The sequence below is a fragment of the Microbispora sp. NPDC088329 genome, assembly GCF_040685655.1.
Lineage (GTDB): Bacteria > Actinomycetota > Actinomycetes > Streptosporangiales > Streptosporangiaceae > Microbispora.
The window spans coordinates 57,477-69,682 of record NZ_JBFBIP010000002.1; the positions used below are offsets into that span (position 1 = coordinate 57,477).

Here is a 12,206-nt window from a genome sequence, read left to right on the forward strand (position 1 = left end):
TCCCGGCCGCCCCTCGCGCCGAGAGCCCGCCCGGCCGGGCTGCCGGCCACCTGTCAGGCGGTGGTGAAATGATCTTGCGGTGGTGGCCGGCCTGGTCGGGGTCGGGGTCGGGGTCGGGGGCAGATTCGATCACGATTCGGTCGTTCACTCGTTGATCTATCCGCGATGGAACGGCGACGTTATGTCACCGCGTGGAGCGAGGTGGGCCGGTGGGACTATGGCGTCACTGTCTCTACTCCAGAGTCAGGGCGTGTCGGGTCCGGTCCCCGATCCAGGCCGCTTCGAGGATCGCGGTCAGACTGGCGGTGTCGGCAGGGCCTGGATGGTTCTGGATCAAGCGGGTGACGCCACTGGCCATCTCCGCGAAGCGCGGGAGGTCGGCGCGTGCCACGCCGATGTCCGCCAAGGTGCGAGGGATGCCGATGTCGGCGAGGAGCCCGTCGAGCCAGGTGAGGAACGCATCCGCGGCCTCGGCGTCCGAGGCGTCGGTCACGTCGAGCCCGCACACCCGGGCGAGGATGGCCAGCCGGTCGCTGATGGCATCCCTGGCCGCGTCCAGCGCGTAGGGCAGCAGCAGCCCGACGCCCAGGCCGTGCGGCGTGTGGGTGGCTGCGCCGATGGGGTATTGGAGGGCGTGCGGAGCCGCGGTGCCCGCGTGGGCAAACGCGAGCCCGGCCAGCATGGACCCATAGGACATGTCCGCGCGCGCGTCCTTGTCGCCCCCGTCCCTGACGGCACGGGGCAGGCTGCGGGCGATCCGCTCCGCGGCCAGGAGCGCGTAGTGATCGGTGATCGCGTTGCGGCCGAGGAAGACCTGCTCCACCGGGTCGCGCGGTCCGTGGGGCCGGGGTCGCGCGGTGTAGCTCTCCACCGCGTGACAGAACGCGTCGATGCCGGAGTGGGCGGTGACGGTCGCAGGGCAGGAGTAGGTGAGCTCGGGGTCGACGATGGCGAAGTCGGGCACGATGTGGACGCTGGAGACCCCCACCTTCAGCTCGCGGTCCGGGTCGGTCAACACCGCGACGGGCGTGAGCTCGGAGCCGGTGCCTGACGTCGTCGGGACCGCGACGAGAGGAAACGTCGGCCCCGGCACCTTCGACTCGCCGTAGAAGTCGCGCGGCGTCCCACCGTGGCGCCGGATCACGCCGACGATTTTGGCGAGGTCGATCACCGTGCCACCCCCGATGGCGAGGATCACGTCGGCGTCCACCTCCGCGGCGGCCGAGACGGCCAGGGCGACATCGGCGAGTGGCACATCCGGAGTCGCGTCGGCGAACACCCCGACGACTGCGACCTTCTCCCGCACGGCGGCCACGATCTCGGCCACACCTGGTTGCCCCAGAAGAAACCGGTCGGTCACGATGAGGACTCGCGAGCCACACTCGGCCACCACTCGTGGGATGTTCTGCGCGACCCCTTCGCCCACTATCAGCTGGCGTGGTCCGCGGACGGTCTCAAGCATGTCAGTGCCTCTCTGGAACGTCGGCGGTGATTTGCTGGGCGGACGTCCAGGTCACCTGCGAGACCGGGACGGCGTCGGCAAGGTTGGCCGCCGGGTGGCGCAGGCGCGCGCCGGGCTTCCGAACTCGGTGGTGCCCGGGCGCCCTCGGGTCCATAACGATGCGGGTCCCGCCCCACGGGTGGAGGCCGGTCAGGTCATGTGTGCACGGGGCGCGGCGGTCCTCGGCGGGCACCCTGAGCAGCAGGCCGGTCATGGCAGGTCGATCGCCGCGTAGGTGACGTCGAGGTACTCGAGGATGCCCTCGTGCGACCCCTCCTTGCCGATCCCGGACTGCTTCACGCCTCCGAACGGAGCAGACGGGTCAGAGATCAGACCACGGTTGATGCCGATCATCCCCGTCTCCAACCCCTCGGCGAACCGGAGCGCCCGCTGGAGGTCACGGGTGAAGACGTAGCCGGCCAGGCCGTGCTCGGTGTCGTTGGCCTTCGCGATCACCTCGTCGTCGGACGTGAACGAGATGATCGGCGCCACCGGGCCGAAGATCTCCTCCTGTAGGATCTGCGCGTCCTCGGGCACGTCGACGAGGACCGTGGGCGGGTAGAAGTGGCCCGGCCCATCCAGCCGCTCGCCGCCCACCAGGGCACGGGCGCCGCGACCGACCGCGTCGGTGACGAGCTCGTCGATCTTGGTCACCGAGGGCTCGTCGATCAACGCGCCGACGTTCACGCCGTCGTCGAGACCATGGCCCACCGAGAGCGCGCCCATCCGCTCGACGAAGCGCGCCGTGAACTCCTCGCGCACCGGCTCCTCGACGTAGATCCGGTTGGCCGCGATGCAGGACTCCCCGATGTTGCGCATCTTGGCCACCATGGCGCCGTCGACCGCGACGTCCAGGTCCGCGTCGGCACACACGATCAAGGCCGCGTTGCCGCCCAGTTCCATGGAGGTGCGCAGCACGTTGTCCGCCGCCTGCCGTAGCAGCACGCGCCCGACCTCGGTCGACCCGGTGAACGAGAGCTTGCGGGTCCGGCGGTCGGCCAGCAGTGCTGAGACCACCTCGCCGGAACGCTTGGTCGTCACGACGTTGACGACGCCCGGGGGAACGCCGACCTCCTCCATGATGCGGGCCAGGAACAGCATGGTGAGCGGCGTCTGGGCGGCCGGCTTGGTGATCGTCGTGCAGCCCGCCGCCAGCGCAGGAGCGATCTTGCGGGTACCCATGGCCAACGGAAAGTTCCAGGGCGTCACGAAGACGCACGGTCCGACCGGCTTCGGCACGGTGAGGACGCGATATCCGCCATTGGGAGCGGTGTTGTAACGCCCCTCGACGCGCACCGCCTCCTCGGCGAACCAGCGGAAGAACTCGGCGCCGTAGGCCACCTCTGCCCGAGCCTCGGCGAGCGGCTTGCCCATCTCGAGCGTTATCAGCCGGGCGACCTCCTCGGATCGCTCGGTCAGCGCCAGGTACGTCGCCCTCAACAACTCTGACCGTTGTCGTGGCGGGGTCGCCGCCCACTCCGCCATCGCCGTGCTCGCCGCGTCCAGAGCGGCGAGCCCGTCGACGACGCCGGCGTCCGCCACCTCGGCGATGGTCTTGCCGGTCGCCGGGTCCTCGACGGGAAAGGTGGCTCCACTGGCGGCGTCGCGCCAGGCGTCGCCGATCCGGAGCCGCCGGTGCTCGGGGGCCAGGACGTTCATCGGGTCACTCATTGCGTCGCCTCCTGAGATGTTCTTGGTGATGTCCGGCGTGACCTCGGCGATCGCGCCACGCGCGTCGACGAACGGGTCACACGACCTCGTCGGGGGCCGGGGTTGCCGAGCAGGCCGGACGTGGCCCTGGCGCCGGCGCAGGGCGACGCCCCGCGCCACCGATCGCCTTCTCGGGCCATGGCTGCGTCAGCGTCGTCAGGGCGTGCTCACCCGTGGCGCCGAGGCTCGATCGCCACGTGCGGGCGCAGTCGACCTCGCCGCCCCGCGCTGTTACCTCCCGGGCGGTTACCTCCCGGCGGTTACCTCCCGGCCTCGGACAGCGCCAGCCCGGTGTCCGCGTCGAACAGGTGCGCACGGTCCAGGTCGACCGTCACCTGCAGCCGCTCGCCCGGCGTACCGGTGAAGCTGGGTCGTGCCTTGACCTTGAGGATCTCCGTCCCCACCTGGACGTCGACCACCGTCCGGTCACCGAGCGGCTCAAGGCCGTAGAGCTCACCCGGCAACGACGCGTCCCCGCGCCGCTCGACGGACAGGTCCTCCGAGCGCAGGCCAAGCAGCAGCGGACGGCCGTTCTCAGCCGTGGTCCAGCGGGGCCGCGGCAGCGTCCAGCCTGCCGCGCCGACCAGACGATCTCCCTCGGCGTGGCAGGCGAGCAGACCGATCCGCGGGCTTCCGACGAATCCCGCGACCCACTGGTTGGCCGGACGCTCGTACACCTCGGTCGGCGTACCGACCTGTTGCACCTTCCCCTCCTTGAGGACCGCGACCTGGTCGGCCATGGACAAGGCCTCGACCTGGTCGTTGGTCACGTAGACGAAGGTCGTGCCGAGGCTCCGGTGGATGCGGGTGAGCTCGGTGCGCATCTCGACGCGGAGCTTGAGGTCGAGGTTCGTCAGCGGCTCGTCCATGAGGAACGCGCGCGGGCTACGGACCAGCGCCCGGGCCAGGGCGACACGCTGCATCTCACCGCCCGACATCTGCGCCGGACGACGCTGCAGCAGACGTTCGATGTGCAGCAGGTTCGACATCCGCTCGACCGCAGTGGCGATCTCGCTCGAAGAACGGCGGCGTGCCCGCAGCGGCGAAGCGATGTTCTCGTACGCCGTGAGTTTCGGGTAGAGGGCGTAGCTCTGGAAGACCATGGCCAGGTCGCGTGCGGCCGGGGGGTCGCCGGTCGCGTCCCTCCCGTCCAGGTACACCGACCCGGCGTCGAGCTTCTCAAGGCCGGCGATCGCTCGCAGGGTCGTCGTCTTGCCTGCCCCGGAGGGTCCCAGCACGACGAAGAACGAGCCGTCCGGCACGTCCAGCGTCACTCCGTCCAGGGCCTGGACCTTGTCGAAGGACTTGCACAGCCCGTGCGCTGCCAGGGTTCCCATCAGGCCACCAGCTCTTCCGTGCTCACGTCGTACACCGGCGGGGGCCCGCCGGTCTGCCGCAGCCCGACCGGTGCGTCAGCGGCGAAACGGACAGTCGGGGGCATCCGAACCCGCACGTCGCGCTGACCGCCGTGGTCGACCACGTAGATGATCTCGTCGCCCAGCCACTCCGCCGAGACCACGCGGGCCGGGACCGAATCTTCCGCCCCTGGTTCCGTGACTTCCAGCGCCTCCGGCCGGACGCCCGCGACCAGGCGACGGTCGCGCGGCAGGCCCGGCGGTGGCATGAGGACCAGTCCGCCCTGACCGCGCAGCTTCCCGTCGGCCACCTCCACCTCGATCAGGTTCATCGGCGGGGAGCCGATGAACGCGGCGCAGAAAAGACTCGCCGGGCGGTCGTAGACCTCCAGCGGCGTGCCGACCTGCTCGACGCGGCCCTTGTTGAGGATGGCGATTCTGTGCCCGAGCGACATCGCCTCGACCTGGTCGTGGGTGACGTAGACCATCGTCGCCCCCAGCTCCCCCTGCAGGTGCTTGATCTCCGTGCGCATGTCCTCCCTCAGCTCCGCGTCCAGGTTGGTGAGGGGTTCGTCCATGAGGAATGCGCGCGGTCGTCGCACCAGGGCGCGAGCAAGCGCGACGCGCTGCTGCTCCCCGCCGGACAGCCGGTGCGGTCGCCGGTCCAGGAGCGGACCGAGCCGCATCAGCCGGGCGGCCTCGTCGACCCGCTCGCGCACCTCCGCCTTGGGCAGTCCCTCGGCCCGCAAGGGGAACGCCAGGTTGTCGCGGGTCTTCAGATGCGGGTAGAGCGCGTAGAACTGGAACACCATGGCGATGTCGCGCTCGGCCGGCGGCAGGTCGTTGACCAGCGTGTCGCCGATGCGGATGTCGCCCGTCGTCTGCCTCTCCAGGCCGGCTATGGCCCGCAGCGTGGTCGTCTTGCCGCAACCCGAAGGGCCGAGCATCACGAACAGCTCGCCGTCGCCGATGGACAGGTCGACGTGTTCGACCGCGACAGTCCCGTCCGGGTAGCGCTTGTGCAGGGCGGTCACCTCGATGCCCGCCATCAGCGTCGCACCGCCCCGAGCGTCACACCGGCGACGAGGTGCTTGCGCACCAGGTAGGCGAAGACGAGCACCGGCAGGGCGAACACCACGGAGGCGGCGGCCACGAGACCCCAGTCCACCGTGGTTCCGCCGATGAGGCCGGCGATGGCGGGTGGGGCCGTCCGCACGTTGTCACTGGAGGTAAGGAAGATGGCGAACACGAACTCGTTCCACGAGAAGATCAGTGCGAAGACCGCCGTCGCGGCGATGCCGGGCAGGAGCAGGGGAAGGGTGAATTTCCAGAACGCCTGCAAGCGGGTGTAGCCGTCGAGCATGGCGGCGTCCTCGTACTCGGCGGGCACCTCGTCGACGAACCCCTTCATCATCCAGATCGTGAACGGGACGTTGAACGCGGCGTAGATGAGGATCAGGCCGAGCTTGCTGTCGATGAGTCCGACCTGGCGGTACATGAGGAAGATCGGGATCACGACCACCACGGGCGGCATGAAGCGGGTGGACAGGATGAAGAACAGTTGGTCCTTCTTGGCCTTCACGGAGAAGCGCGAGTAGGCCCAGGCCGCGGGGACCCCCAGCACGGTGGCCAGCGCCGTGGAGACCCCGGCGACCACGACGGAGTTGAGGAAGGAGACGGACAAGGCCGAGCGACCACTGCCGGAGGCGACGAACACGTCCTTGAAATGGTCCAGAGTGACCTTGAAGTCGAAGAACTTGGCCGGGATGGCGTAGACGTCCCGGTTCTCCTTGATGGACGTCTCGATCATCCATAGCACCGGGAAGAGCATCACGACGGCCAGCACGGCCAGCAGCGCGACCTCCAGCACGGCGCGGCCCCGGCCGCCGGAGCGACGCGCGGAGGGCTTGTTGTCCCGGGCAGGACCCGTGGACACGGCCTCGTCGACGGAGACGGCCATCAGCCCTCCTTGAGCTTGTTCAAGTAGCGCAGGTAGAGCTGCGTCAGGACGATGACGATGAGGACCATGAGGATCCCGTACGCCGAGGCGGTTCCGGTGTTGAAGCCCAGGAACCCGACCTTGTAGACGTGGAACGACAACGTCTCGGTGGAGACTCCGGGACCACCGTTGGTGAGGATGTAGACGAGGTCGAACAGCCGGAATGCCTCGATGGCCCTGAACAACACGGCGATGAGGAGCAGCGGCCACACCAGCGGAAGAGTGATGGTGCGGAACCGGAACCACTCGGACGCCCGGTCGATCGAGGCGGCCTCGTACAGGTACTTGGGAACCGCGGTGAGGCCGGCGAGTGCGATGAGCATGATGAACGGCGTCCACTGCCAGGTGTCGACCACGATCAGGGAGAGCAGTGCCGTCCGCTGCTGGGTGAGCCACTCCACCTGTCCCAGGCCGAGCGAGCCGAGCATGCTGTTGATCACGCCGAACTGCGCGTCGAGCATGAATCGCCAGAACAGCCCGACCACGACCGGCGACAGCATCATCGGGACCAGGAACAGAGTGGTCAGCACTCCTCGCCCGTGCGTGCGCCGCGCGATCAGGTAGGCGATGGAGAAACCCAGCACGGTCTGCAGGGCGACCGCGCCGACCACGTAGACCAACGTCGTCAAGGCCCTCAGGTGGACCTGCGCCGAAGTCAGGATGGCGATGTAGTTCTCGAGCCCGACGAAGTGGGCCGGCCCCCCGCGGGTGGCCGAGTAGTCGGTGAAGGACAGGTACAACGCCCACAGCAACGGGAACACCGACATTGCGAGCAACAGCAGCAGCGCCGGAGAGATGAAGGTTACGGCGAGCCCGCGGTCGCCGAAGCGGCGGCGGGCCCGGCCCGGTGCAGGCGGCGTCGCGGACGCCACCTGCCCGTGGTCGGTCGTCAGAGGGACGGGGTCACTCACAGTCCGCCGCCGCCCTTGCGGTTGCCGGAGTCGAGCACGCTCTGCTGCTGCTTGGCGATCTCGTCGAGCGCGTCCTTCGGATTCTTCGCGCCGTTGAGAGCCGCGTTCACGTTGGTGTTCTCGATGTCGACGAGGCGCGCGTACTCGGGCACGTTCCACATGTCCCGCATCCGCGCGACCGAGTCGGCGTACACCTTGTTGAACGGCCCGGCGTTGAGGAACTCGGGCGACTGCAGGGCGTCCGTACGCGCCGGCACGCCACCGGCGGCGGCCCACTTCTTCTGGATGTCAGCCTGCTCGAACCACTTCATGAAGTTCAGGGCCTCCGCCTGGTTCGCCGTGGGCGAGTAGGCCGACACGTGCATGCCCATGCCGCCGAGAGGCACCAGGTTCGTCTTCTGGCTCGGCAGGGGGGCGAAACCCAGCTTGTCGAGAATCTGCTCCCGCGTGGTGCCGAGCGTCGACTGCTTCGGGTCGAGCAGGCCGCCGCTCGCGGCGATCCAGTTGAACGCGATGCATGCCTTGCCCTGGGCGACCGCCGCGTTCACCTCGTCGATGAACCAGTTGCCGGAGCCCTTGGCGGTCAGCGGCTTCATCTTGTTGACCAGGACGTCCATCGCCTCCTGGCCCGCGGCGTCGTTGATGACGCCGTCGATCTTGCGCGTCTTGGCGTCCCAGAGGTTGCCGCCGTAGATGCCGTTGACCGTGTTGTAGGTGACGGCCGCGGCGTCGGAGCCGTTGGCCTGGTGGAAGGCCAGCCCGCTGACTCCGGGGTGGTCCGCCTGGCACTTCTGGGCGACCGAGATCATCTCGTCCCACGTCTGCGGTGGCTTGTCGCCGATCAGGTCCTTGCGGTAGATCATCGTCCAGGTGTCGCCGAGCAGCGGCAGTCCGTACAAGCTGGCGTTCTCGTCGCGCTTGCCGGTCTCCGCCTGGGGGTACTGGCCGTAGGCCGCCAGGAGGTACGGGTTGTAGGCCTTGACATCGATGTTCTTCTTGACGAAGTCGGTGATGTCGAGGATGTTGCCGTTCGTCACGGCCTCGCCGATGTGCTGCGAGTCCAGGATCGGGATATCGAAGTCGGTCTTGTGCGCTGCGAACTGGGTGAACATCGCGTCGTGCCAGTTCGCGTTCGGCACGGTGTTGACCTTGACGGTGACGTTCGGCCGCACCTTCTTGTACTCCGCGTTCGCGAAGTCCTCCAGCGCGTGGGCGGGCGGCCAGTCGAACCAGATGAACTTGAGGGTCAGCGGGTCCTTGGTGAGCTCGGGGATGGTCGCCGGCGCCTTAGGGGCGCCCGCCTGCGCGCCGTCGTCCTGGCCGCAAGCCGCCATGGTCGTGGCCACCAACATGGCCGCCGTGGCCAGTCGCACCGTTCGACCGGGAACGGACAGTCGTCCTATTCGCTTCGGATACCGCATCCTCTTGCCTGCTTTCTGGGGGTGGGGACGTCTGGAGCCCTGCTGCGTGCTTCGCCGGGCAGTCTGGGGGGTGTTCAGGCGTGTTGCCGGCTGTCGCAGGGGCTGACCCGCAGACCGGCGTCACGAGTACGCCGCGACGTAATCGGGCTTCAAGCAGTCGAGAGGTCCTTCGGTCCTCGTGCGGTCCAGTGACGGATCGAGTAGGACCGACGTCGACATGCTCATAGAAGCTCCAACTGATCGAAGCGGAGCGATGACGGGCGGTTTCGTAATGGGTGGAGGATGGCTGGCATCCGGCACCTTTCCTATACGATCCGCGTGGGGGCGTCAATATCCCGCAGCGTTGCGATTGACGTCAACAGGTTCCCGAAAACCCAAGAAAGGACCTCACGTCACGATGGACGACGAAGTGATGATCGCGCGGCGCCGTGGGGCCATGACGGACGGAACGCCCCCGCGAAGATCTCGCGGCCGGCTTGCCGACGAGGTGTACGACACGCTGCTCGGACAGCTGATGTCACTACGGATCGAGCCTGGCTCCCGCGTCACGATCGACGTCCTGGCGCGGGAGCTGGGGGTCTCGCAGACGCCGATCCGAGACGCTCTCAACCGCATGGAGGCCGAGGGCCTGGTCGTGCGTGTGCCCCATGCCGGCTATCGCATTCCCCCGCAAATCACCCGTCAACGATTTGAGGACATGCTTGAGCTCCGCCTGCTCCTCGAGCCGGCGGCGGCGCGCAGATGCGCCGAACGCGCATCCCCCCAGCAGGTGGCCGGTCTGCGACGAATGCTGGAGGAGATGGCGGAGCTGGAGGGGGGCAACGGGATCATGGCCTATGGCGCCTTCGGGCTACGCGACGCCGCTTTTCACGATCTCGTCGCCCTGAGCGCGGAGAACCAGGTCATCCGCGAAGCGCTCGCTCGCCTGCACACGCACGTGCACCTGTTCCGGCTTCTCCACGACACCCAGGTCACCCACTTGGCCATGGCCGAGCACGAAGAAGTCGTGGCCGCGATCGCCGCACGCGACCCCGACGCCGCCGCCTACGCTATGCGCCGGCACATCCTGCTGTCCGGCGAGCGGTTCCGACGCTTGTTCGACGAGGTCAAGGATACGGACGAATAGCGGTAAAGGCTTGACGGGCGGGCCGGGCCGAGGAATGCTAACCAAATCAGATCGGATCGGATCGGATCGGATCCACCTCACCCGCCTCAGATGCGAGGAGAAGCAGGTGCCCAGAGCACTGCTCCTTACCGGCGACGCCGCCGAGGAGCTCGACACCATGTATCCCTACTATCGCGTACAGGAGGGCGGCTGGGACGTCGACGTCTCGTCACGGACGTTGCGTGACGTTCAGCTGGTCATCCACGAGTTCGACCCCAACTCCGACGCCTACGTGGAGAAGAACGGCCGAAAGCTGCCGGTCGACGTGCCCTGGGCCGAGGTCGACGTCGAGCGCTATGACGCCCTCATCATCCCCGGAGGACGCGCCCCCGAGTGGATCCGGGTCGACCCCGACGTCAGGCGCATCACCGAGCACTTCTTCGCGCGCAACCTCCCGATCGCGCTGGTGTGCCACGGCGCGCAGGTGCCGGCTGTGTACGGGCTGCTGAAGGGTCGCAAGACGGCGTGCTTCCCCCCCATCACCGGTGACATGGAGAACGCGGGCGCGACGGTCATCGACGCTCCCGACGTCGTGGACGGAAACCTCGTCTCCTGCCGCGGCTGGCCCGACATGCCGCAGTTCGGCCGGGTGATGATGGAGGTCTTCTCGAAGTCCGTCAACTCCGCATCGGCATGAGCACCTGAGGTGTCTCGGTGACGACACTTCGGACCGTCACAGTCGACGGCTCCCCCGTCCACGTCATGGAGAGCGGCACCGGGCCCGCGGTGCTGATGCTGCACGGCTCCGGACCCGGTACGACCGGATCCGGAGCCTGGGCGGCGACGGCACAGGCGCTGGGCACGTCCTGGCGCCTGGTGGCTCCTGACCAGGCGGGGTTCGGCCGTACACCGATCCCGGCGGGCTCCAGGGGTGGGCTCCGGCTGTGGACGGAGCAGGCCGCGGGCCTGATGGACGCTCTCGGTGCCGAGCACTACGCCGTGGTGGGCCACTCCATGGGCGGTGCCGTGGCGCTGGCGTTGGCGGCCGCGCGTCCCCAGCAGGTCACCCGTGTCGTGGCGGTCTCGACGATGGGCGCCCCCGGGGCGCCGCTGTCCGCCGATCTCGACGCGCTCTGGGCCGCCCCCGCCGGCCCGGTCGGGGCACGAGACATGTTGAGCCGCCTCGTCCTCGACCAGGCGCTCGTGACCGAGTCGGCCGTCGCGGCCCGTGCGGCCGCAATGGAAGCGGGGGCGGCCGCATACGCGTCGTTGTTCCCGCCACCCAGGGCACGCTGGGCCGAGGATCTCACCCTCTCGGCGCAAACGCTGGCAGGGATCCGCGCGCCCGTGCTGCTCGTCCACGGCGCCGAGGACCGAGTCACCCCGCTCGGGACGGCAGCCCTGCCCCTGCTCGAACACCTGGCCGATGTCCGTCTGCACGTGCTCGGCCGATGCGGGCACGTGCCGGCGCTCGAGCACCCGCACGACTTCAGGCGACTCCTGTCGTGCTTCCTCGGCCGGGAACGAGATCACTGATTGCTGCGACAGGTCCCACCCGATCTGCTGCGTCACGGGCGTGGTATCCGCCACATCCGGAGTGCGGGACGCCCACTTCCGCCCGGGTGAGGCGAAAGTGGCCGTGCCGAGACGCCGGCCACCCCAGGGCTGGGTCCACCCCAGGGCTGGGTTGACCGCGGGCGATCGACGAGGATCGGACCACGGCCTGGCGCGGTCAGGCCGTGTCGCAGACGGCTCCGTTCAGGGTGAAGCCGGCCGGCTTGCCGTTGGTGCTGCCGGCAGTCGTGACGAGGAAGCCGAAGGCGGCGCTGCCGCCGGGGGCGATGCTCCCGTTCCGGCTCGCTTGTCGCGGTGGCCGTGCAACCGCTCTGTGAGAGGTCGGCGTTCCACCCTGGCTGATCTGCTGACCATTGGCGAACGTCCACTTGAGGTTCCACCCGTTCACCGCGCTGCTGCCGGTGTTGCGGATGGTCACGTCAGCCTGGGAACCGCCCGCGCACTCCCGCTGATCGTGCGCCGAGCGACGTCGCCTGATCTGCACACCGCCTCGGCGCACCTGTCACGCCTTCGGCCTGGAAGTGCGTGACGATGCCGGCCAGGTAGGTGGCCCCTTAACCGCAGGTAGCGGACCCGAGACAAGATTCGCGATGGTTGTCCACCGATTCCCGCTTTTGTAATCTTCACGA

11 protein-coding genes are annotated in these 12,206 nt (G+C 68.6%); 3 read left to right on the top strand and 8 right to left on the bottom strand.

Annotated features, from left to right (window positions below):
• Positions 1-232: 232 nt before the first annotated feature.
• The 7 genes from AB0O28_RS04680 to AB0O28_RS04710 form a co-directional block, all read right to left on the bottom strand.
• Positions 233-1,462, bottom strand: coding sequence for an iron-containing alcohol dehydrogenase (locus AB0O28_RS04680; protein ID WP_363636287.1), 1,230 nt, complete (start codon positions 1,460-1,462; stop codon positions 233-235).
• Positions 1,463-1,711: 249 nt separating this feature from the next.
• The gene (locus tag AB0O28_RS04685) at positions 1,712-3,172 is read right to left on the bottom strand and encodes an NAD-dependent succinate-semialdehyde dehydrogenase (RefSeq protein ID WP_363636289.1); all 1,461 of its coding nucleotides are present in this window, start codon (positions 3,170-3,172) and stop codon (positions 1,712-1,714) included.
• A gap of 299 nt (positions 3,173-3,471) precedes the next feature.
• On the bottom strand, positions 3,472-4,548 hold the full coding sequence (locus tag AB0O28_RS04690) for an ABC transporter ATP-binding protein (RefSeq protein WP_363636291.1): 1,077 nt from the start codon (positions 4,546-4,548) through the stop codon (positions 3,472-3,474).
• The gene (locus AB0O28_RS04695; protein WP_363636293.1) at positions 4,548-5,615 is read right to left on the bottom strand and encodes an ABC transporter ATP-binding protein; all 1,068 of its coding nucleotides are present in this window, start codon (positions 5,613-5,615) and stop codon (positions 4,548-4,550) included. Before AB0O28_RS04695 ends, AB0O28_RS04690 begins: the two co-directional genes overlap by 1 nt.
• Complete coding sequence (locus tag AB0O28_RS04700; RefSeq protein ID WP_363636295.1) at positions 5,615-6,526, bottom strand: carbohydrate ABC transporter permease; 912 nt, start codon at positions 6,524-6,526, stop codon at positions 5,615-5,617. Before AB0O28_RS04700 ends, AB0O28_RS04695 begins: the two co-directional genes overlap by 1 nt.
• Positions 6,526-7,476 (bottom strand): sugar ABC transporter permease, encoded by a 951-nt coding sequence (locus AB0O28_RS04705; protein ID WP_363636297.1) that lies wholly within the window; start codon positions 7,474-7,476, stop codon positions 6,526-6,528. The genes AB0O28_RS04700 and AB0O28_RS04705 overlap by 1 nt, the downstream gene beginning before the upstream one ends.
• Entirely contained in the window at positions 7,473-8,849 is a 1,377-nt protein-coding gene (locus tag AB0O28_RS04710; RefSeq protein ID WP_363636299.1) for an extracellular solute-binding protein, read from the bottom strand. Before AB0O28_RS04710 ends, AB0O28_RS04705 begins: the two co-directional genes overlap by 4 nt.
• Positions 8,850-9,294: 445 nt before the next feature.
• Here AB0O28_RS04710 and AB0O28_RS04715 point away from each other — a divergent pair, with 445 nt between their 5' ends.
• The 3 genes from AB0O28_RS04715 (at position 9,295) to AB0O28_RS04725 (ending at position 11,538) form a co-directional block, all read left to right on the top strand.
• Positions 9,295-10,023 (top strand): GntR family transcriptional regulator, encoded by a 729-nt coding sequence (locus AB0O28_RS04715; RefSeq protein WP_363636300.1) that lies wholly within the window; start codon positions 9,295-9,297, stop codon positions 10,021-10,023.
• Positions 10,024-10,129: 106 nt separating this feature from the next.
• The gene (locus tag AB0O28_RS04720; protein WP_363636301.1) at positions 10,130-10,699 is read left to right on the top strand and encodes a DJ-1/PfpI family protein; all 570 of its coding nucleotides are present in this window, start codon (positions 10,130-10,132) and stop codon (positions 10,697-10,699) included.
• 17 nt (positions 10,700-10,716) lie between these two features.
• On the top strand, positions 10,717-11,538 hold the full coding sequence (locus AB0O28_RS04725; RefSeq protein ID WP_363636303.1) for an alpha/beta hydrolase: 822 nt from the start codon (positions 10,717-10,719) through the stop codon (positions 11,536-11,538).
• 196 nt (positions 11,539-11,734) lie between these two features.
• On the opposite strand, the gene AB0O28_RS04730 is transcribed toward AB0O28_RS04725, so the two are convergent.
• Positions 11,735-12,076 carry a cellulose binding domain-containing protein gene (locus tag AB0O28_RS04730; RefSeq protein WP_363636305.1) on the bottom strand — a complete coding sequence of 114 codons (342 nt, stop codon included), beginning with the start codon at positions 12,074-12,076 and terminating at the stop codon, positions 11,735-11,737.
• Between the last annotated feature and the right edge of the window lie 130 nt (positions 12,077-12,206).